Raw genomic sequence first — 21779 nt, forward strand, 5'->3', positions numbered from 1 at the left:
TGGTTATAAGTCTTTTTTATAGTATTAAAAGACAAGTGTACTCCGTAGAAAGGAGGTAATCCATCCCCACGTTCTCGTAGGGATACCTTGTTACGACTTAACCCCAGTCACCAGTCCTGCCTTAGGCAGTTTCTTAATAAACCGACTTCGGGCATTACCAGCTCCCATGGTTTGACGGGCGGTGTGTACAAGACCCGAGAACGTATTCACCGTAGCGTAGCTGATCTACGATTACTAGCGATTCCGACTTCATGAAGTCGAGTTGCAGACTTCAATCCGAACTGAGAACGGTTTTTTGAGGTTTGCTCCATGTCACCACTTCGCTTCTCTTTGTACCGTCCATTGTAGCACGTGTGTAGCCCCACTCGTAAGAGGCATGATGATTTGACGTCGTCCCCACCTTCCTCCCGATTACTCGGGCAGTCTCCTTAGAGTGCTCAACTAAATGGTAGTAACTAAGGATAAGGGTTGCGCTCGTTGCAGGACTTAACCGAACATCTCACGACACGAGCTGACGACAACCATGCACCATCTGTCATTCTGTTAACCTCCACTATGTCTCCATAGCTTTGCAGAAGATGTCAAGAGTGGGTAAGGTTCTACGCGTATCTTCAAATTAAACCACATGCTCCACCGCTTGTGCGGATCCCCGTCAATTCCTTTAAGTTTTATTCTTGCGAACGTACTACTCAGGCGGATCATTTAATGCGTTAGCTGCGTCGATGAGTTCCCCATCAACTAATGATCATCGTTTAGGGCGTGGACTACCAGGGTATCTAATCCTGTTTGCTCCCCACGCTTTCGTCTCTCAGTGTCAGTGTATGCCCAGTTAGCTGCCTTCGCCATATTGATGTTCTTCCTTATATCTACGCATTTCACCGCTTCACAAGGAATTCCGCTAACCTCTACATAACTCTAGTCTGCCAGTATCCAACGCGTTTTGGGGTTGAGCCCCAAAATTTAACGCCAGACTTAACAAACAACCTACAGACGCTTTACGCCCAATAATTTCGGATAACGCTTGCAACCTATGTATTACCGCGGCTGCTGGCACATAGTTAGCCGTTGCTTTCTAATCAGGTACCGTCAAGGTAGCGTCATTTCCTACGCTACTTTTTCTTCCCTAACCACAGCAGTTTACAACCCATAGGGCCTTCATCCTGCACGCTGTGTCGCTCCATCAGACTTTCGTCCATTGTGGAATATTCCCTACTGCTGCCTCCCGTAGGAGTCTGGGCCGTATCTCAGTCCCAGTGTGGCGGATCAATCTCTCAACCCCGCTAAACATCATCGCCTTGGTGGGCCGTTACCTCACCAACTAGCTAATGTTGCGCACTCCGATCTTCTAGCGAAGCAAACGCTTCCTTTTATATTACTTTCATGCAAAAATAATAAGTATTCGGTATTATCGGATGTTTCCATCCGCTATCCCAATCTAAAAGGTACGTTGAGTACGTGTTACTCACCCATTCGCCGCTATGATATTGCTATCATCGCTCGACATGCATGTATTAGGCACACAGCCAGCGTTCATCCTGAGCCAGGATCAAACTCTCGAAAAAATTGACTGTCATGTTTATATATATCTAGTTTTCAAAGAACATTTTTCAACCTTCAAAAAGGTTGCCTATTTATTATACACTTAATTAATTTTTTTGAAATATTTTTTTAAAAAATATTTTATGCATAATGTAAGTGTAGTTAATTAATAACGCGCTCAAAAACGCGTTAAAAATAATATACACTAATTGAAATAAAAGCCAAATAAAAAAGCTAATAATTTTGCAATATTCATTAACGAAGTAAAAAGCACCACAAGTTAACTTGCGGTGCTTTCTATTGCCTTTTGTTAAAATTTGAGTAACTAACTTAAAAAGAAAGGCTTTTAAATTATATATGATTAGCAATGACAAAAATACTAGTTATTCAACTGACATATGCTTGTTTAAAAAAAACTAAATTTGCACAGCAAGTACAAGTTTAATTATGTACATTATGTGATTGATGAAACACATTGAGATGAAATACTAACTAAGTCAAATCTCAAAACCAATAAAAATAACATTAGCCCATTAAGACTTAAAGAAATTCTTGAAAGACTAATTGCAGGCTATGATATGAAAACTGTTTCTAACATCGTAGGGTTTAAATCAAGATCAATTTATAACTTATTTGACAGAATTAAAATTGAGACAAAGCGTGGTTATGCTAAATACCAAAAGAAATGTAAATTGTGTGGTATGGATTTAAAAGGCAAAACGATATATGTAATTAGTGCTCTCAAATTTTTAAACTTAATTGAAACAAGGAACGATTCAAAAAGATTAGAAAACAATCCTAAATTGCTGATGAAGCACATTGACTTTTTTAAGTTTTACGAGCAGTTACTATACTTTTATTTAAAGAATAGAAATAGTTTTAACTTGGAAAATAAAGCCGTTAAACAGTCTGTTGCTAGCATTATTTTTAAATACATAAGAAAACTAGAAGCACAAGGAAAACTTCAGAATTCATATATTCCATCAGTTCAAAACTTTTACCGTATATTGGCTAAACATAGTACTTTTGGTCTAAAATTAGATATTCTTCCATATAAATCAAATGGCAAATATGGAAGCCGCACAACTGTAAAGCACGAAACCAAGAAAAAGACAATAGGCAAACTTATTACTGAACGTCCAGAATCAGTTAATTTAAGATTAAATGACAACGATTATGAAATGGACACTGTAATTGGTTTAAGATCTGATAATTATTGCATTCTTACATTAATCAACAGAAAATCTAGAATGTTTTATTGCACTCTATCTAGAAGAAATGCAAAAGCAATAAAAGAAAATTTAGAGAAATTGATTAAGAACAATAATCTTATTATTGACACATTAACTATTGATAACGGAAGTGAAAATTACAAACTTCCAGAGATAGAATATATCAGAGAAATTTTTCATTGCCACCCTTATTCATCATCAGAAAAAGGTAGTATCGAAAATGCTCATAGACTATTAAGAAGATACGTTCCAAAAGGAAAATCTATAGATAGATATGTTGGTCAAGATCTAAAACCAATAGCAGATTTTATAAATTCACACCCAAGAATTTATAAAGGAATTTCTGGCTTTAAATGTGCTAAGCAAATGCAATAAAAATTAACATCAACACAAAATTCCGCACTTTTGAGTACTCAAAAGTATCTTTTCTTTATTTTTTTTTACTCTTTTAGTCATTCTCTTGTTAGAACTTCCAAAAATTGGTATTATTTTTCCGATACTCAAAAAAGGCGCTTTTTACTTTAAGAATTTATAGCTTCATAACTGTTTTGTATTTCTCTATATTCTAACAAAATATGTTTTATTATTAGAAATATATTTTCAATTGATTATATTTTCAAAATGACAATTTATAACTTATACAAAACGAATTATTTTTGCTGCTTTAACAAACACAGAAACTAGGCAACAAAAAATTTTTGCTATTTTTTTTTTTTATATAATGTTGTCATCTATTGATGAATATATTAAGCGCTAAAAAACTACATACAACTTCATAAGTTGTAATCAGTGGCAGATTGTAGCGTTTTAATTAAATGGCTTAAATTTGCTATTAATTTAGCACTTAATGCATCATATAATAAATTGATATTTATTAATAGATTTATAAAGCATTTTTAAGGCTATTTTATAGCCTTTAAGAAAGGATAAATTTATGAAAAAATCAAAGTTTTTATTACTTGGATCGGTTGCTTCTTTAGCTTCAATTCCATTTGTAGCAGCTAAATGTGGTGAAACAAAGGATGAAGAAGAAAAGAAGCCTGAAGTAGATAAGAAACCAGGAGAAGGAAAAGAGCCTGGCCAAAATACAGATCAAGGTAAAAATCCAGAAACTAACGCATCGCCTAAAGAAGAAACCAAAACTGACATAAGCAAGCTAGATGAAAAAACTAAAAAAGAACTATCAAAACAGTTAAAGGGTGAATTTTCAGAAAACCCAAGCTATGACAATATAGTTAAAGAGCTGCAAAAACACTTTAAGGGATTAAATAAAAAGCACATTTTGGTACAAGGTTCAAAAGATAAATTGAAAATAACAGCTACTGGTGTAGGTTCAAATCCTTTTAGGGGAACACTTTTATTAAGCAATAACAATGGCGAAAGCTCTGCAAAGTCAACCAAAACTGACATAAGCAAGCTAGATGAAAAAACTAAAAAAGAACTATCAAAACAGTTAAAGGGTGAATTTTCAGAAAACCCAAGCTATGACAATATAGTTAAAGAGCTGCAAAAACACTTTAAGGGATTAAATAAAAAGCACATTTTGGTACAAGGTTCAAAAGATAAATTGAAAATAACAGCTACTGGTGTAGGTTCAAATCCTTTTAGGGGAACACTTTTATTAAGTAAGATGTAACAACCAAAAAAATATTTAAAAAATAAAAACTTTTATAAACATCAAAATTCAAAAAAACGAGGCAACCCGTTTTTTTAATATTTAATGTTTTTTATTTTTTCTCACTGTGCGAATATTTTCCAGTAATTAATTTTGAATCTTTGTGTGCCTCGATTGTGAGCTTTTTATCTGTTTCATTAAATTCAACTTTTGACAAATCACCTAATCTAACAGATTCTAGTCCTTTAGCTTTCTTTAAAACATCTATAACATCTTCAGAAAGAACATCTTTTTTAGCAAGCTTTTTTAGTTCATTCTGAATATTTGTTTCAAGTTTACTTAAGTCAATTTTAGTTGACTTTGCAGGTGTTGTGTCAGTTTTTGATTGTGCTGTAAATTCATACTTACCAGTAATTAATTTTGAATCTTTGTGTGCCTCGATTGTGAGCTTTTTATCTGTTTCATTAAATTCAACTTTTGACAAATCACCTAATCTAACAGATTCTAGTCCTTTAGCTTTCTTTAAAACATCTATAACATCTTCAGAAAGAACATCTTTTTTAGCAAGCTTTTTTAGTTCATTTTGAATATTTGTTTTAAGTTTACTTAAGTCAATTTTAGTTGACTTTGCAGGTGTTGTGTCAGTTTCTGGATTTTTACCTTGATCTGTATTTTGGCCAGGCTCTTTTCCTTCTCCTGGTTTCTTATCTACTTCAGGCTTCTTTTCTTCTTCAGCCTTTGGTTCACCACACTTAGCAGCTACAAAAGGAATTGCTGCTAATGAAGACAGCGATCCAAGTAATAAAAACTTTGATTTTTTCATAAATTTATCCTTTCTTTAAAAGCTATAAAATAGCCTTAAAAATGCTTTATAAATCTATTAATAAATATCAAAAGTGGTGAGTTTATATTGAAAATAAAATGCAACCCCCTTGGTTGCATAAAATTATTATTACTTAAAGCTATTTAATATTGGTTGAAACAATTTTTCAATTTCTTGGTTTTGTTCTTGAACTTGCTTTTCTATTGCTTCTTTAGCTAATTGAACATCATAATTTAGTGTTGCAAAAATTTCATACTCATTATCTTTGTTTTTGTTAATTTCTTTTTCAACTTCTGTAATTAATTCACGAGCTACATGTACATATGGATTACCTCCATTTGACTCGCTGATATTCTTATCGTCTTTTTTGTGCTCTGATTCACTATAGTCAAATCCAAATGGAGACTCCTCGAATGAACTATATCATTGTGCAAATAGATATTTTAAATCATCCTTTATTCTTGCGAAATCATCCTTAGTTTTTGCATTATCAATATCTAAATCCTTAAACATTCCCTCAAAATCTGTTACAGGACTTGGGTTTTCTACATTTAATTCTTTAAGATTTTTAAACACAAATTCTTTAATTTTGTTCTTATGCATTAAAAGTTGATCTTTGTTTGATATTGATTGTACTTTAAACTCATACTCACCAGTAATTAATTTTGAATCTTTGTGGGCTTTAACTGTTAATTTTTTATCCTTGAATTCGACTGCTGAAAAGTCGCCTAATGTTAATTTTTCTAACCCGCTTACTTTTTTTAGGATATCTAACACACTTTCTGGTGAAACGCCATTCTTAGCAAGCTTTTCTAGTTCATTTTGAATATTTGTTTCAAGTTTACTTAAGTCAATCTTAGTTGACTTTGCAGGTGTTGTGTCAGTTTCTGGATTTTTACCTTGATCTGTATTTTGGTCAGGCTCTTTTCCTTCCCCTGGTTTCTTATCTACTTCAGGTTTCTTTTCTTCTTCAGACTTTGTCTCACCACACTTAGCAGCCACAAAAGGAATTGCCGCTAGTGAAGATATTGATCCAAGCAATAAAAACTTTGATTTTTTCATAAATTTATCCTTTCTTAAAGGCTATAAAATAGCCTTAAAAATGCTTTATAAATCTATTAATAAATATCAAAAGTGGTGAGTTTATAGCAAATAAAAGCAAACCAAAAGCTGGTTTGCTACAATTAGTTCTAATTATATAAAAATTTTTTATTGTGCTGAGCCACTTGGTTGGGTTGATGCCCCTGGTTTACCTGGTTGTGCTGAGCCACTTGGTTGAGTTGAAGCTCCTGGTTTTCCTGGTTGTGCTGAGCCACTTGGTTGGGTTGATGCCCCTGGTTTTCCTGGTTGTGCTGAGCCACTTGGTTGGGTTGATGCCCCTGGTTTTCCTGGTTGTGCTGAACCACTTGGTTGAGTTGAAGCTCCTGGTTTACCTGGCTGTGCTGAGCCACTTGGTTGAGTTGAAGCTCCTGGTTTTCCTGGCTGTGCTGAGCCACTTGGTTGAGTTGAAGCTCCTGGTTTTCCTGGTTGTGCTGAGCCACTTGGTTGGGTTGATGCCCCTGGTTTTCCTGGTTGTGCTGAACCACTTGGTTGAGTTGAAGCTCCTGGTTTACCTGGCTGTGCTGAGCCACTTGGTTGGGTTGATGCCCCTGGTTTTCCTGGTTGTGCTGAACCACTTGGTTGAGTTGAAGCTCCTGGTTTACCTGGCTGTGCTGAGCCACTTGGTTGAGTTGAAGCTCCTGGTTTTCCTGGTTGTGCTGAGCCACTTGGTTGGGTTGAAGCTCCTGGTTTTCCTGGCTGTGCTGAGCCACTTGGTTGAGTTGAAGCTCCTGGTTTTCCTGGTTGTGCTGAGCCACTTGGTTGGGTTGATGCCCCTGGTTTTCCTGGTTGTGCTGAACCACTTGGTTGAGTTGAAGCTCCTGGTTTACCTGGCTGTGCTGAGCCACTTGGTTGGGTTGATGCCCCTGGTTTTCCTGGTTGTGCTGAACCACTTGGTTGAGTTGAAGCTCCTGGTTTACCTGGCTGTGCTGAGCCACTTGGTTGAGTTGAAGCTCCTGGTTTTCCTGGTTGTGCTGAGCCACTTGGTTGGGTTGAAGCTCCTGGTTTACCTGGTTGAGTTGCTCCACTTGGTTGAACTGATCTAGTTCCTGAATTTATATCTGCACCACTAGCATCAGTATCTTGTGCCATTCTTTCACGCTCATCTGTGAATGTAAAAGTTATTTCTTGACCATTTGCTAGTGTCACTTTTGCTTTGTGATTATCATAATCTACAGCTAAACTAAAATCTTGTCGACCATTTAAAAGCTTAACAATCTTGTCTTTTATATCTTTTTGTCTAACTGCTTTAGTTTTTTCATCTTTTGGAAAGTATCCTAAGTTTGTGTTAATTTTTGACAAGTCAATTTTTGTATTATTGCTTTTATCCTTGTCTTTGTCTTCTTTTGACTTATCTTTATCAGATTTTTCTGTTTCTGTTTTATCTTTTTCAGTTTTATCCTTGTCGGCTGGCATACTGCCTTCTGCTGGAGTTTTAGGATCCTTTTGACCTCCACCAGGCATTTCTGCTGGCTTCTTGTTGTCTTCTTCTTTAGTATCACCACACTTAGCAGCTACAAAAGGAATTGCAGCTAATGATGATACTGATCCTAGCAATAAAAACTTTGATTTTTTCATAAATTTATCCTTTCTTTAAAGGCTGTAAAACAGCCTTAAAAATGCTTTATAAATCTATTAATAAATATCAAAAGTGGCGAGTTTATGAAAAGAAAAAAACATCAGCTATTTGCTGACGTTCTATATTAAATATTTATTGTTAGCTTTTAATTTGATACTTTTTCAAAGATAGTAAATTGCTCTTTGATAAGTTCAGTAATTCCATTATATTCTTCTAAAAGATCTTTTGCATCATCAGATTTTATTTCATTCTTTTTAATTTCATCAAGCACTTCATTAAAGTATTCTAAAAATTCTTTTAATTCATCAGTGAATTCTTTTTGCAATTTAGAAAATGTATCAGCTTTTAAGTATTCAATGTAATCTAGATCTTTTCCTTCTTTTTTAAATGCTTCTAGTTTTTTACTGTCAAACTTAGCCTTATTAATTTTTTCAATTTTTGTTTCCAAATCCTTAATTAATGTTTCGGTTTCTACCTTAAGTTCCTTTACTTTTCCGCCATTATCATTTGATGTAGGAGGTGTAACATCTGATCCACCCGAAGGCTGACCTGACTGTTTTGTAAGAATAATTGTTCCTTGGAATTTAGCGCTATCTCCTTTAATTGTTATTTCTAATTTTTCTGAAGAACCTTGCACCAAGAAATCACTATTCTTAATTTCATTAAAGTATAATCTAAGTGCCTTTTGTATATTGTCATAACTTGGACTTTCATTAAATTCATCTTTTAATTTCTTAGCAAGATCTTTTAAATTGTCAGCACTTAATTTTTTACTAATATCTGTTTTAGATGCATTTGCAGGATTTTCTGGGGTTATAGGAGTTCCTGGATTTTGATTTCCTCCTGGGTTATTTTGACTTCCACCTGGTGTTTCAGTAGGATTACCTGGAGTAGTTTCGCCTGGCTTCTTGTTATCATCTTCCTTAGTGCCATCGCACTTAGCTGCTACAAAAGGAATTGCAGCCATTGAAGCAACTGATCCAAGTAATAAAAACTTTGATTTTTTCATAAATTTATCCTTTCTTTAAAGGCTATAAAATAACCTTAAAAATGCTTTATAAATCTATTAATAAATATCAAAAGTGGTTAGTTTATGAGAATATAAAAAACGTCAGACATTGCTGACGTTAAGTTTTGATTAAACTATTTTTTTTACAGTAAATGTAACTGTAACTTCACCTTCGTAGCTTGTGCTTTTTGCATTAGCTTTAACCTTAGCTTTGTTTTCTCTTGGATCTAAATCAATTGTTAGTTCATCAATTTTTAATCCTTTTATTGCTGCAAGCAATGCTGCCTTAACAGTATCAGAATCTTTTTTAGCAATTTCGCCTAATTCAGTTTTGGTTATAACTTTGTTTAAAGTTTGCTTTGTTGTTGTGCCTTCGCTACTGTTTGATTTTACAGTAAATGTAACTGTAACTTCACCTTCGTAGCTTGTGCTTTTTGCATTAGCTTTAACCTTAGCTTTGTTTTCTCTTGGATCTAAATCAATTGTTAGTTCATCAATTTTTAATCCTTTTACTGCTGCAAGCAATGCTGCCTTAACAGTATCAGAATCTTTTTTAGCAATTTCGCCTAATTCAGTTTTGGTTATAACTTTGTTTAAAGTTTGCTTTGTTGTTGTGCCTTCGCTACTGTTTGATTTTACAGTAAATGTAACTGTAACTTCACCTTCGTAGCTTGTGCTTTTTGCATTAGCTTTAACCTTAGCTTTGTTTTCTCTTGGATCTAAATCAATTGTTAGTTCATCAATTTTTAATCCTTTTACTGCTGCAAGCAATGCTGCCTTAACAGTATCAGAATCTTTTTTAGCAATTTCGCCTAATTCAGTTTTTGTTATAACTTTGTTTAAAGTTTGCTTTGTTGTTTCTGAATTAGTTTCTGCAGTGTTTGCATTGGATACTTTTCCAAATTCAAGCTCTAATTCCTCAGCACCAACTTTAATTTTTATTTTTTGTTGTGCTTGTACGCCAAGTTTCTTGTTTTTATCACCATCAGAAGCTAACTTGACAAGTTCTTTTTCTTTAACTCCTAGCTTTGATGTAATTTTATCTAGTACTGATTGATATGAATCGCCTTCCTTGAATGAGTTTTGTAAACGGTCTTCAAATTCTTTAGCTAAGCCTCAAATTGAATTTATTTTATCTTTTAAAGCTTTAATATTTATTTCACTGCCTTGTTGATTGCTGCCACCTTCAGTTCCTGGATTTTGACTGCCTTCTGCTGGAGTTTTAGGATCTTTTTGACCTCCACCAGGCATTTCTGCTGGCTTCTTGTTATCTTCTTCTTTAGTGCCACCACACTTAGCAGCTACAAAAGGAATTGCTGCTAGTGATGATAGTGATCCAAGCAATAAAAACTTTGATTTTTTCATAAATTTATCCTTTCTTTAAAGGCTATAAAATAGCCTTAAAAATGCTTTATAAATCTATTAATAAATATCAAAAGTGGTGAGTTTATAGCAAATAAAAGCAAACCAAAAGCTGGTTTGCTACAATTAGTTCTAATTATATAAAAATTTTTTATTGTGCTGAGCCACTTGGTTGGGTTGATGCCCCTGGTTTTCCTGGTTGTGCTGAGCCACTTGGTTGGGTTGAAGCTCCTGGTTTACCTGGTTGAGTTGCTCCACTTGGTTGAACTGATCTAGTTCCTGAATTTATATCTGCACCACTAGCATCAGTATCTTGTGCCATTCTTTCACGCTCATCTGTGAATGTAAAAGTTATTTCTTGACCATTTGCTAGTGTCACTTTTGCTTTGTGATTATCATAATCTACAGCTAAACTAAAATCTTGTCGACCATTTAAAAGCTTAACAATCTTGTCTTTTATATCTTTTTGTCTAACTGCTTTAGTTTTTTCATCTTTTGGAAAGTATCCTAAGTTTGTGTTAATTTTCGACAAGTCAATTTTTGTATTTTTATCTTTATCCTTGTCTTTGTCTTCTTTAGACTTATCTTTATCAGATTTTTCTGTTTCTGTCTTATCTTTTTCAGTTTTATCCTTGTCAGCTGGCATGCCGCCTTCTGCCGGAGCTTTAGGATCTTTTTGACCTCCACCAGGCATTTCTGCTGGCTTCTTGTTGTCTTCTTCTTTAGTATCGCCACACTTAGCCGCTACAAAAGGAATGGCTGCTAATGAAGCTACTGATCCAAGTAATAAAAATTTTGATTTTTTCATAAATTTATCCTTTCTTTAAAGGCTATAAAATAGCCTTAAAAATGCTTTATAAATCTATTAATAAATATCAAAAGTAATTAATTTATGATAAGTTCTGCAGTTAAATTCAACCCAATATGCAAAAAGGGAATCGCAAACCATAACAAAGTTTAAAATAAGTAATTATTGGGCTCTAATTTTGGAGCATTAATCATCTATTTTTCTAGACAATTCATAATCTTATTTATATAAATGGGCTATCAATATTAGAGTCTAATAAAACAAAAAACAGAGGAGTCAATATGGTAGAAACCTTTATCACATTTTGCGAACGTAAGAATTTAGCAAAAAGCACAATCGATGCTTACAAAAATATTCTTTTGAATATTTTGTCAATTGAAACTAACAAACATCTTGCTATTATGAAAATAATAACAAATCAGCAACTTAAAGCAAACACACAACGTCTTTACAGGCAAGTGTATGCCTTATACTTAAAATTTAGTAATCAAAAGAAAAACTATAAAGATATAGCGATACTAAAAGTAAAGCCTGTGCAGTCTGTTTATAGACCTGTTCTTACAAAAGCACAAGTATATAGAAGAACTAATATTATGCATAAGGATAAGCCTAAAGTATTGTTTTACAAACTGATTATCCGCTTTATGTTTGAAACAGGAATTAGAATAGGTGAACTTAAAACACTTAATGAAGAAGACAAGCGCATATATGTTAATGGCAAGGGCAATAAAAACCGTCAAATTTTTTATAATGCTAAAACTTATGAAAACTTAAAGATGTTTAAAGATAAAATCAAAACAGTGTCGTATATCACTGTTTCAAAGGCCATTAAGCATTTTTTAGGCAATGAATATAGCCCCCATTCATTGCGTAGATCATTTGCTTCGTTTATGCTAAAAAAAGGAGCATTGCCTAAAATGGTGCAAAGGCAAATGGGGCACTCTAGTATAGCAACTACATTTGCCTACCAGCAATTAGATGAAAATGAAAACTATCGAATTTATAGAAAAATAATGCTTAATAGTAAGTAGAATGCTTAAGAAAGACGTAGCTTTATATTCTAACTTACAGCTATTCATTAACGAAGTAAAAAGCACCACAAGTTAACTTGCGGTGCTTTCTATTGCCTTTTGTTAAAATTTGAGTAGCTAACTTAAAAAGAAAGGCTTTTAAATTATATATGATTAGCAATGACAAAAATACTAGTTATTCAACTGACATATGCTTACTTAAAAAAAACTAAATTTGCACAGCAAGTACAAGTTTAATTATGTACATTATGTGATTGATGAAACACATTGAGATGAAATACTAACTAAGTCAAACCTCAAAACCAATAAAAATAACATTAGCCCATTAAGACTTAAAGAAATTCTTGAAAGACTAATTGCAGGCTATGATATGAAAACTGTTTCTAACATCGTAGGGTTTAAATCAAGATCAATTTATAACTTATTTGACAGAATTAAAATTGAGACAAAGCGTGGTTATGCTAAATACCAAAAGAAATGTAAATTGTGTGGTATGGATTTAAAAGGCAAAACGATATATGTAATTAGTGCTCTCAAATTTTTAAACTTAATTGAAACAAGGAATGATTCAAAAAGATTAGAAAACAATCCTAAATTGCTGATGAAGCACATTGACTTTTTTAAGTTTTACGAGCAGTTACTATACTTTTATTTAAAGAATAGAAATAGTTTTAACTTGGAAAATAAAGCCGTTAAACAGTCTGTTGCTAGCATTATTTTTAAATACATAAGAAAACTAGAAGCACAAGGAAAACTTCAGAATTCATATATTCCATCAGTTCAAAACTTTTACCGTATATTGGCTAAACATAGTGTTTTTGGTCTAAAATTAGATATTCTTCCATATAAATCAAATGGCAAATATGGAAGCCGCACAACTGTAAAGCACGAAACCAAGAAAAAGACAATAGGAAAACTTATTACTGAACGTCCAGAATCAGTTAATTTAAGACTAAATGACAACGATTATGAAATGGACACTGTAATTGGTTTAAGATCTGACAATTATTGCGTTCTTACATTAATCAACAGAAAATCTAGAATGTTTTATTGCACTCTATCTAGAAGAAATGCAAAAGCAATAAAAGAAAATTTAGAGAAATTGATTAAGGACAATAATCTTATTATTGACACATTAACTATTGATAACGGAAGTGAAAATTACAAACTTCCAGAGATAGAATATATTAGAGAAATTTTTCATTGCCACCCTTATTCATCATCAGAAAAAGGTAGTATCGAAAATGCTCATAGACTATTAAGAAGATACGTTCCAAAAGGAAAATCTATAGATAGATATGTTGGTCAAGATCTAAAACCAATAGCAGATTTTATAAATTCACACCCAAGAATTTATAAAGGAATTTCTGGCTTTAAATGTGCTAAGCAAATGCAATAAAAATTAACATCAACACAAAATTCCGCACTTTTGAGTACTCAAAAGTATCTTTTCTTTATTCTTTTTTACTCTTTTAGTCATTCTCTTGTTAGAACTTCCAAAAATTGGTATTATTTTTCCGATACTCAAAAAAGGCGCTTTTTACTTTAAGAATTTATATAATAATTTTGCAACTTTTAAATAAATAAACTTAATTGATACTAAAGCAATTAATTTACTCTAAAATTTTTATATACTATTTAATTATTTAATAGATAAAAATGTCTACTGAGAGGCTAAAATGAAAAAAATAATAGTTTCAAGACATGGCGTAAGATATCCTTTTGAATTTGAAAGTAAATTTAAAAAAATTTTTGACAAAGATATTCTTAAATGACAATTTGATCCAGAACTAAGTGCACACTTAAGTAATAAGGGCGCTTTATTAGAATTATTATTTGCTAAGTTTTTAAAAAAATACTTAAGTGTTGATAGTAATATGAATATAAATATAGTAGCTAATTCAACTCATAGAACATATGAAACAGCAAGACTTTTAGCTTTAGGTCTTATGCCTGAGAAAAATATTGAAATTGAGTGTTCTGATTCATCCTTTTCAAAAAGAGATCCTTGATTTGAGCTTAATTATCCATCTAAATCATATATAGACAATAAGCGTGTTAATGATTTCGACCAAAAAGCAAGTAATCTAGGTATATATGATAAATTTAAAGAGTTATTTAATTTAGATAATAATTGTTTGTATGTTCAAAGTCAAAGCCAAATTGGCTTTGTAGAAAATGAGTGACTTAAACCTACTGGCAGATTGTTTTTCTCATCAAGCGCTTCAGATGTTATGCAGTCTATGTATTATCATGGTTTTAAAGAAAGTGAGATTTTTAAGTCATCTGATTTTTTAAAAGATTTAAAGCTTCTTTTAAAAGCTAAAGACTTTGTAATTGATTTGATTTGAAATAATCCTACACTTGCTTTAGAAAGTCAAAAAAACATTTATAAGCTGCTTAAAAGTCAGTTTTATACAAATTATGATTTAAGCATCCTAGTTGGGCATGATACAAACTTAGCAACTGTCTTAGGGATTTTAGATATAGATGTGCCTGATCTTAATCAACTTGAAAAGTATCCTATTGGTTCAAAATTGATTTTTACTGTGTATGATGATAAAACTTTCGATTTAGAGTTAGCTTATTTTGATTATAAAGATATAGTTAACTTTAATATAAATGCCGAGCCAAAAATTGTTTCTTTAGGCACTAATTTAAAGTTAAAATAAAGTGGTTTTCCACTTTTTTTATTTTTAAACAAATAAATTATCAATTAGCCAACTAATTCAATTTTCATCATTATTTTTAGATGAAACATAATGCGCACTTTTTAAAATACTTAGCCTTGCGCTTGAGTGAGTGAAACTAACTTTTGCAATATCAAATAAAGGCAAATCGTTGTCTGAATCACCAAAAACAACAGTTTTTGTTAAATTAATTTTGTGTTCATAAGAAATATTGTTTAGAGCACTTGCTTTAGAACAGGCAATTCCTATGTCTAAAAAATTACTATGAGTTTGCATTGTATGAAGTTTTTTAAACTTTTTGCAAAATGAAATTAGTGCTTTTATTTTGTCAGCTTGATAACTTTCAAATGTTACAAAAACTTTATAAATTTTTTTATCATCAAAAAAGTTACTTTCAGGATTGAGCACTCAGCTCTCTTTTTTCATTCCTGTAGCTTCTTTATTTTGTTTATAGGCTGATGAATTTTCTACATTTATGCCAGCCATACCAAAATCATGAAAAACATAATATGCCAATCCAAGCTCGCTGCACTTATTCATAATTTCATTCGCTTCTTCTTTAGACATTTCTAAGCCAGTTGTTAATTTCAAACTTTTATTATCATAAATCATTGCACCATTAGCGCAAATTAGTGGCATATTAAAATCTATTTTTTCGAAGTAGTTTTCAAAATTAAAGTAGGAACCACTAGTAGCTATAATAATTTTTTTGCCTGTTTTTGCTAATTCATTTAATTTTTTAACATTTTCATTTTGCAATCTTTTTTTACTATCTAAAAGTGTTCCGCCCATATCAAAAACAAAGTATTCAAGATCATCTAAAAGTAAGTTAATTTTTTCAAAATAAACATATGAGCCACTTAAATAGACTATTTTGGTAAAAATTTGTTCATTATCATCAAAATTTTTAATGCAAAATATTAAATCATTTTGTGCTTTAGCTTCATTTATTTTATAAACTAAAAACTCACTTAGATCATTAATAGTAAGTCTAAGTGTGCTTAAAAATTGTTTGTATTGTGCTCTATTTAAAACAATATCGTGGCTTAAATTATTCATCTAAATTTCTCTCAGGTTTTTAATATTTTAATTTTATACAAGAATAATAAAAAAATGTGTTTATATTGCACAAAAAGGCAGAAACACATTTAGTTTAAAAGTTAATTGAATTATTAAAATGAATTAATTAAAGAATTGTAAATTTTCCACCAGCTTGTTCAACTGCATCAATAGCACTTTTTGAAGCTGCATGTAATGTTACATTAAGTTTTTTAGTTAACTTACCATTGCCTAATAATTTAACTGGCATTGATCTTTTAATTAAGTTAGCTTTGAATAATGACTCTAAATCTACTGTTGCATTAGCTTTAAAGTTTTGTTCTAAATCTTTAAGGTTTACTACTTGGTATTCAACATGATTTACATTTGTAAATCCTCTTTTACCAATACGACGGAATCATGGGGTTTGACCACCTTCAAATCCTAATCTGTGACCGTGACGTTTGTTTTGACCTGATTGACCTTTACCAGCTTGCTTACCTTTACCAGCAGCATGGCCTCTACCAACACGGTGTTTTTCAACACGTGCACCAGGAGTTGACTTTAATGTATGTAATTTCATTTTACTCTCCTAATTAATGATTAACCTAAAAGGTCTTTAACGTCTTTGTCTCTAATTTCAGCAATTTGCTCAGGTGTTCTTAATTGTTGTAAGGCTTTAAGAGTTGCTCTAACAATGTTAGCTTTTGAACGAGAACCATATGTTTTTGTATAAATATCAGTATAACCTGCTAATTCAACAACTGCACGTACAGTTCCTGAAGCAACTATACCTTTACCTTTAGGAGCTGGTTTAAGCATAACTTTAGAAGCTAAGAATTTAGCATGAATTTCATGAGGCACTGTGATTTTGTTTTGAATAGGAACACTGATAAGATGGTTTCTAGCATCTTTAACAGCTTTTTTTATTGCATCAGGAACTTCATTTGCTTTTCCGTGACCAAAACCAACTTTACCTTTTTTATCACCAACTACTACAAAAGCTGAGAATGAGAATCTACGTCCACCTTTAACAACTTTTGTAACACGGCTAATATTAACTACTCTTTCGCTAAATTCGTTGTTTGCTTCACCAAAACGTGTACGGTTTTTTACTTTATTTGCTCTATCAGCACTCTTTCTAGGCATATCTTTAGAATCATGTGCACTTCTTTTTTCTCAAATTTGTTTTTTAGCGCCTGATTCAGTTCTCTTTGGTGCACTAACACTTTGGGTTTTAGCTGCAGCTGGCTTGTTTTCTACATTAGCCTTAACTGTTTTGTTTTCTAAATCTGCCATAATTAGAATTTAACTCCTTTTGATCTTACCGCATCAGCAAATGCCTTAACTCTTCCGTGGTAAATGTAACCTGAACGATCGAAGACAATGCTTTCAATTTTTAAGCCTTTAATAATTTCACCCATTTTCTCACCGGCAGCAGTTGCAGCTTGAATATTTCCGTTGTATTTGCCTTTTTCTAATGTTGAAACACTAGCTAATGTAATTCCTTTAGTATCGTCAATTAATTGTGCATAAAAGTTTTGAAGTGATTTAAATACGCATAATCTAGGTTTTTCTGCTGTACCACTAATGTGTTGACGTTCACGTCTGTGTTTAATTTGACGTGCTTGATTTCTTGATAATGTTGCCATTTTTTAAAATCCTTTCTTATCCAACTACTTAGAAGCAGTTTTTCCTTCTTTACGACGAATAACTTCATCTTTGTATGCAATACCTTTACCTGAGTATGGTATAGGTTTTCTTACAGCTCTAACAACAGCTGCAAATTGACCAACAATTTCTTTATTGATACCTGAAATTACTAATTCAACTGGTTTAGGCACTTCAACTTTTAATCCAGCAGGAATATCTAAGTTTACTAAGTGTGAATAACCAGCAGAAACTTCTAAAATATCACCTTTAAGTGTAAATTTAAAACCAACACCTTTGATAACTAATTCTTTTTTATAGCCTTTTGAAACACCAATTAACATATTTGAAATAAGTGCATTAGTAGTTCCATGTAATTGCTTTGTAGACTTTTCTTCATTTGCTCTAATTGTGCTAATTGTATTATTTTCCACTTTAAGCGCAATTAATGGGCTGATGTTTCTTTGTAATTTACCAAGTGGACCTTCAATTGTTAAAAGTGTACCATCTTGAGTAAGCGAAACATTTTCAGGAATACTTAATATTCTATTTCCGACACGAGACATCAAAACCTCCTATCAAATGTAGGCAAGTACTTCACCACCTACATTTTCCTTACGAGCTTGTTTTTCAGTCATTACACCTTTAGAAGTTGAGATTATAGCTGTACCATAGCCTGATAATACTGATGGTAAATTATTTGCAGCAGCATATACCCTTAGCCCTGGTTTTGAAATACGTTTAAAGTCAATAATTGCTGATTGATTGCCTTTGTATTTTAATGCTACTTCTAAAGTTTTGTCTTTGCCTTCACCTTTTGTAACAAAACTTGAAATGTAACCTTCGTTTAAAAGAATTTCTAGAATTTTTGCCTTTTTATTTGAATAAGGAATTAGTACAGTTTTAAATTTTCTTTGATTTGCATTTTTGATTCTAACAATCATATCTGAAATAGGATCTGTTATAAACATATTATCAACTCGCTTTCTTCATACCAGGTATTTTGCCTTGGTGAGCTAATTCACGGAAGCAAATACGGCAGATTTTGTATTTTCTTAAAACTGCATGTACACGACCACATAATTCACAACGTGTGTAAGCACGTGTTGAGAATTTAGCGTGTTTCTTTTGTTTAGCTTTTAATGAACTTTTAGCCATAACTATTTTTCTCCCTTACTAAAAGGCATTCCGATTAATTCTAATAAACTTCTAGCTTCTTTGTCACTGTTAACTGATGTAATAATTTGTACATCAAGGCCTTTAATTCTTCTAATTTTGTCAAATTCAATTTCTGGGAAGATGATTTCTTCCTTTACTCCAAATGAGTAATTTCCTCTACCGTCAAATGCTTTAGGATTAGCACCACGGAAGTCACGAATACGAGGCATAGCAACATTAATGAATTTTTCCAAAAAGTCTCACATTCTGTCTCTTCTTAATGTTACTTTACCACCCATCGCCATTCCTTCACGAAGTTTTCATGAAGCATTTGATTTTTTAGCACGAGTTTGGAAAGGTTTTTGTCCTGAAATTTGAGTTAATTCGTTAAGTACTTCTTCAATTGCTTTTGAGTTTGTAACTTCTTTACCAGCTGTCATATTTAGCACTATTTTTTCTAATCTTGGAACTTGCATAATTGATTTATAGCCATATTGCTTCATTAAAGCAGGAACTACATCAGTTAAATATTTTTGCTTTAAGTTCATAACTAAATTTCCTTCTTAGTTTTACGTAAGATACGTACTTTTTTATTATCTTTGTCAAATTTGTATCCAATTTTAGAAAATTGTGCTGGAGATGTTTTAGTTGCTTTTTTAACTAATATTGAAAGGTTTGAAACATGAATTGGAGCTTCCATTTTCTTAATTGAGCCATCATTACCTTGACCAGGTTTTACGTGTTTAGTTACTATGTTAATGTCTTTAACTATAGCTGTATTGTTGTTAATATCAACCTTAACAATACGGCCAGTTTTGCCCTTATGTGAACCAGCAATAACTATTACTTCATCATTTTTCTTAAATTTGATTTTCATAATAATCCTTTTTTATAGCACTTCTGGTGCAAGTGAGACAATTTTTAAGTAACCTTTATCACGCAATTCACGTGCCACAGGACCGAATACACGAGTTCCTCTAGGAGTTTTGTCATCTTTAATAATTACAACTGCATTGTCATCGAAACGAATGTGTTGACCATTTTCACGGTGAATACCGTAAACTGATCTAACAATAACAGCTTTAACTACTTGACCTTCTTTAACAATACCTGTAGGAATAGCTTTTTTAACTGAGCAAATAATTACGTCGCCAATGTTTGCTGTTTTTTTACGTGAACCACCAAGAACTCTAATAACACCAACTTCTTTTGCTCCTGAGTTATCAGCAACATTTAATTTGGATAGTTCTAAAACCATAGATTATTTTTCTCCTTGCATAGCAGCTTGTTTAACCGCAACTAAACGGAAGTGTTTTGTCTTTGAAAGTGGTCTTGTTTCCATAATTGTTACGATGTCATTAACTTTAGCAATGTTATTTTCATCATGTACAGCAAATTTTTTGGCTACTCTATAACGTTTTGAATACAAAGCATGTGATCTGTGGCTTTCAACTTCAACAATGATAGTTTTATCACCACGAGCAGATGTAACTTTGCCTTGTAATGTTTTACGTGTATTTCTTTCCATTATTTAGCTCCCTTTTCTCTTGCATTTAACTCAGTCTTTATTCTGGCAATGTCTCTTCTAATTGCTCTAATTTTGTGGCTTTGGTCTAAGCTTCCAACTGATTTTTTGAAATTTAATGTTCATAATTCAGCTTCAAAGTCTTTCACTAGTTTTTGGAGTTCATCAAGTGACTTAACTTTAATATCTTTGTAAAGCATTATTGATTATCTCCTTCACTTTTAGTAATAATTTTTCATGACACTGGTAATTTGTGACCACCTAATCTAAGTGCATCACGTGCAATTTCTTCAGAAACACCTGAAACTTCGAACATAACAGTGTTTACCTTAACAGCTGTATATCATTTTTCGGGAGAACCTTTACCTGAACCCATACGTACACCGATAGGTTTAGATGTTTTTGAGAAGTGAGGGAAAATTCTAATAATAACATTACCTTCACGACCCATTCTACGTGTAATAGCAATACGAGCAGCTTCGATTTGACGAGCATCTACTCAAGCTGAAGTAACTGCTTGTAGACCAAATTCGCCAAACTCTACTGTATTACCTTTGTGAGCTTTTCTTTTATCATGACGTACTAAAAAAGGCTTACGATATTTAGTTCTTTTGGGTTGAAGCATTATTTATCTCCTTCCAAAAGTTCACCTTTAGAAATTCATACTTTCACACCAATAGCACCATAAATGGTTCTTGCTGTTGCCTTAGCAAAGTCAACATCTTGTCTTAAAGTGTGAAGTCTCATTTCACCACGGCTATAGCCTTCTGCTCTAGCCATATCTACACCATTTAAACGTCCTGAAACTTGGGTTTTAATTCCTTTTGCACCAGCTCTAAGTGCATCGTTAATAACTAGCTTTTGGGCAACACGAAAACTTTCACGGTTTTCTAATTTTTGTGCTATAGCTTCAGCAGCTAGTCTAGCATTTAATTCAGGTTGTTTCAATAATGAAACTTGTAAATTAATATCAAGTGATTTATTTTTTAAATATTTGTGTAAATCTTGGGTAATTTTTTCAATATTTGCGCCATTTTCGCCAAGTAATTTAGCTGGTTGGCTAGTTTGTAATACAACGGTAACTTTTTGTGCTTTAGTTCTTTTAATTGAGGTGTTGCCAATTTGGTATTTTCTAACTAATTTATCGAAGAATTTGTAAATTTTAGCATCTTGAACTAATAAGTCTCCATAGTTTTGCTTTTCAGCAAATCAAACAGAGTTAATAGGCTTTGTAATTCCATAACGGAAGCCATTTGGATTAACTTTTTGTCCCATGACTATACCCTTTCTTCCAATGTTATTGATAAATTAGATGTTCTTTTGAAAATAGAATAAGCTCTACCTTGTGAACGTGGTTGATATCTTTTAAGTGTTGGACCTTCATTAACTAATACTTCTTTAACAAATAATTTAGATGCATCCATACCATGGTTGTTTGTTGCGTTAGCAATAGCTGAATTTAATAATTTAATAAATAATTGTGATGCTTTTTTGTTTGTGTTGTTTAGAATACCAAGAGCAACTTTAACGTCTTTACCTCTGAATAAATCAGCAACTAAACGTGCTTTTCTTGGTGAAATTCTTTGAATTTTAACAACTGCTTTAGCACTTTGATTGTTCAT

26 protein-coding genes and 1 rRNA gene are annotated in these 21779 nt (G+C 32.4%); 5 read left to right on the forward strand and 22 right to left on the reverse strand.

The genetic code is table 4. The annotated features are described in order from the left end of the window. Nucleotides 1–48: 48 nt before the first annotated feature. A 16S ribosomal RNA gene (locus MAGA_RS02890) occupies nucleotides 49–1562 on the reverse strand. 555 nt (nucleotides 1563–2117) lie between these two features. Between MAGA_RS02890 and MAGA_RS02895 the strand changes: the two genes are divergently transcribed. After that, a complete protein-coding gene (locus MAGA_RS02895) occupies nucleotides 2118–3146 on the forward strand; it encodes an IS30 family transposase (protein WP_013021693.1) in 1029 nt (342 codons plus the stop codon). A 559-nt stretch (nucleotides 3147–3705) separates the two neighbouring features. Then, entirely contained in the window at nucleotides 3706–4407 is a 702-nt protein-coding gene (locus MAGA_RS04740; protein WP_013022152.1) for a variable surface lipoprotein, read from the forward strand. Nucleotides 4408–4498: 91 nt separating this feature from the next. Here MAGA_RS04740 and MAGA_RS04745 read toward each other — a convergent pair whose 3' ends face one another. The 6 genes from MAGA_RS04745 to MAGA_RS04675 form a co-directional block, all read right to left on the reverse strand. Beyond that, entirely contained in the window at nucleotides 4499–5209 is a 711-nt protein-coding gene (locus MAGA_RS04745; RefSeq protein ID WP_013022153.1) for a variable surface lipoprotein, read from the reverse strand. 129 nt (nucleotides 5210–5338) lie between these two features. Then, nucleotides 5339–6271: a variable surface lipoprotein gene (locus MAGA_RS02910; protein ID WP_013022154.1), complete on the reverse strand. Its 933-nt coding sequence runs from the start codon at nucleotides 6269–6271 to the stop codon at nucleotides 5339–5341. 147 nt (nucleotides 6272–6418) lie between these two features. Further along, nucleotides 6419–7885, reverse strand: a complete 1467-nt coding sequence (locus MAGA_RS04750; protein ID WP_013022155.1) for a variable surface lipoprotein — start codon at nucleotides 7883–7885, stop codon at nucleotides 6419–6421. A 146-nt stretch (nucleotides 7886–8031) separates the two neighbouring features. After that, entirely contained in the window at nucleotides 8032–8895 is an 864-nt protein-coding gene (locus MAGA_RS04755) for a variable surface lipoprotein (RefSeq protein ID WP_013022156.1), read from the reverse strand. Nucleotides 8896–9024: 129 nt separating this feature from the next. After that, a complete protein-coding gene (locus tag MAGA_RS04760; RefSeq protein WP_013022157.1) occupies nucleotides 9025–10260 on the reverse strand; it encodes a variable surface lipoprotein in 1236 nt (411 codons plus the stop codon). A 148-nt stretch (nucleotides 10261–10408) separates the two neighbouring features. Continuing rightward, nucleotides 10409–11065 (reverse strand): variable surface lipoprotein, encoded by a 657-nt coding sequence (locus tag MAGA_RS04675; protein WP_013022158.1) that lies wholly within the window; start codon nucleotides 11063–11065, stop codon nucleotides 10409–10411. 281 nt (nucleotides 11066–11346) lie between these two features. On the opposite strand from MAGA_RS04675, the gene mar reads away from it, so the two are divergent. The 3 genes from mar (at nucleotide 11347) to MAGA_RS02945 (ending at nucleotide 14768) form a co-directional block, all read left to right on the forward strand. After that, on the forward strand, nucleotides 11347–12096 hold the full coding sequence (mar, locus tag MAGA_RS02935) for a variable surface lipoprotein promoter DNA invertase Mar (RefSeq protein ID WP_013022159.1): 750 nt from the start codon (nucleotides 11347–11349) through the stop codon (nucleotides 12094–12096). Nucleotides 12097–12466: 370 nt separating this feature from the next. Continuing rightward, nucleotides 12467–13495, forward strand: coding sequence for an IS30 family transposase (locus MAGA_RS02940; RefSeq protein WP_013022160.1), 1029 nt, complete (start codon nucleotides 12467–12469; stop codon nucleotides 13493–13495). 280 nt (nucleotides 13496–13775) lie between these two features. Then, nucleotides 13776–14768 carry a histidine phosphatase family protein gene (locus MAGA_RS02945; RefSeq protein ID WP_013022161.1) on the forward strand — a complete coding sequence of 331 codons (993 nt, stop codon included), beginning with the start codon at nucleotides 13776–13778 and terminating at the stop codon, nucleotides 14766–14768. Nucleotides 14769–14792: 24 nt separating this feature from the next. Here MAGA_RS02945 and MAGA_RS02950 read toward each other — a convergent pair whose 3' ends face one another. The 15 genes from MAGA_RS02950 to rplV all read right to left on the reverse strand — a co-directional run bounded on the left by MAGA_RS02950 (nucleotide 14793) and on the right by rplV (nucleotide 21779). Beyond that, entirely contained in the window at nucleotides 14793–15845 is a 1053-nt protein-coding gene (locus MAGA_RS02950) for an HAD-IIB family hydrolase (protein WP_013022162.1), read from the reverse strand. Nucleotides 15846–15972: 127 nt separating this feature from the next. After that, nucleotides 15973–16407, reverse strand: coding sequence for a 50S ribosomal protein L15 (gene rplO / locus MAGA_RS02955; protein ID WP_011949692.1), 435 nt, complete (start codon nucleotides 16405–16407; stop codon nucleotides 15973–15975). A 20-nt stretch (nucleotides 16408–16427) separates the two neighbouring features. After that, complete coding sequence (gene rpsE, locus MAGA_RS02960) at nucleotides 16428–17123, reverse strand: 30S ribosomal protein S5 (protein WP_013022163.1); 696 nt, start codon at nucleotides 17121–17123, stop codon at nucleotides 16428–16430. Nucleotides 17124–17125: 2 nt separating this feature from the next. Beyond that, nucleotides 17126–17476, reverse strand: a complete 351-nt coding sequence (gene rplR / locus MAGA_RS02965) for a 50S ribosomal protein L18 (protein WP_004023944.1) — start codon at nucleotides 17474–17476, stop codon at nucleotides 17126–17128. A gap of 24 nt (nucleotides 17477–17500) precedes the next feature. Then, nucleotides 17501–18040, reverse strand: coding sequence for a 50S ribosomal protein L6 (rplF, locus tag MAGA_RS02970; RefSeq protein ID WP_013022164.1), 540 nt, complete (start codon nucleotides 18038–18040; stop codon nucleotides 17501–17503). 9 nt (nucleotides 18041–18049) lie between these two features. Further along, nucleotides 18050–18445 (reverse strand): 30S ribosomal protein S8, encoded by a 396-nt coding sequence (gene rpsH / locus MAGA_RS02975; protein WP_013022165.1) that lies wholly within the window; start codon nucleotides 18443–18445, stop codon nucleotides 18050–18052. A 1-nt stretch (nucleotide 18446) separates the two neighbouring features. Beyond that, a complete protein-coding gene (locus MAGA_RS02980; protein ID WP_004023947.1) occupies nucleotides 18447–18632 on the reverse strand; it encodes a type Z 30S ribosomal protein S14 in 186 nt (61 codons plus the stop codon). A 2-nt stretch (nucleotides 18633–18634) separates the two neighbouring features. Continuing rightward, nucleotides 18635–19180 (reverse strand): 50S ribosomal protein L5, encoded by a 546-nt coding sequence (rplE, locus tag MAGA_RS02985; protein ID WP_013022166.1) that lies wholly within the window; start codon nucleotides 19178–19180, stop codon nucleotides 18635–18637. Between the two features lie 2 nt (nucleotides 19181–19182). Next, complete coding sequence (rplX, locus tag MAGA_RS02990) at nucleotides 19183–19509, reverse strand: 50S ribosomal protein L24 (RefSeq protein ID WP_011949698.1); 327 nt, start codon at nucleotides 19507–19509, stop codon at nucleotides 19183–19185. Nucleotides 19510–19521: 12 nt separating this feature from the next. After that, nucleotides 19522–19890 carry a 50S ribosomal protein L14 gene (rplN, locus tag MAGA_RS02995; protein WP_004023950.1) on the reverse strand — a complete coding sequence of 123 codons (369 nt, stop codon included), beginning with the start codon at nucleotides 19888–19890 and terminating at the stop codon, nucleotides 19522–19524. 3 nt (nucleotides 19891–19893) lie between these two features. Next, a complete protein-coding gene (gene rpsQ, locus MAGA_RS03000; protein ID WP_004023951.1) occupies nucleotides 19894–20160 on the reverse strand; it encodes a 30S ribosomal protein S17 in 267 nt (88 codons plus the stop codon). Continuing rightward, nucleotides 20160–20357, reverse strand: coding sequence for a 50S ribosomal protein L29 (gene rpmC / locus MAGA_RS03005; protein WP_013022167.1), 198 nt, complete (start codon nucleotides 20355–20357; stop codon nucleotides 20160–20162). Before rpmC ends, rpsQ begins: the two co-directional genes overlap by 1 nt. Then, a complete protein-coding gene (gene rplP / locus MAGA_RS03010; protein WP_011949700.1) occupies nucleotides 20357–20782 on the reverse strand; it encodes a 50S ribosomal protein L16 in 426 nt (141 codons plus the stop codon). Before rplP ends, rpmC begins: the two co-directional genes overlap by 1 nt. Next, nucleotides 20782–21432, reverse strand: a complete 651-nt coding sequence (rpsC, locus tag MAGA_RS03015) for a 30S ribosomal protein S3 (protein WP_004023954.1) — start codon at nucleotides 21430–21432, stop codon at nucleotides 20782–20784. The genes rplP and rpsC overlap by 1 nt, the downstream gene beginning before the upstream one ends. A 2-nt stretch (nucleotides 21433–21434) precedes the next feature. After that, nucleotides 21435–21779: a 50S ribosomal protein L22 gene (gene rplV, locus MAGA_RS03020; protein WP_004023955.1), complete on the reverse strand. Its 345-nt coding sequence runs from the start codon at nucleotides 21777–21779 to the stop codon at nucleotides 21435–21437.

Source organism: Mycoplasmopsis agalactiae, from assembly GCF_000089865.1.
Taxonomy (GTDB): Bacteria; Bacillota_I; Bacilli_A; order Mycoplasmatales; family Metamycoplasmataceae; genus Mycoplasmopsis; species Mycoplasmopsis agalactiae_B.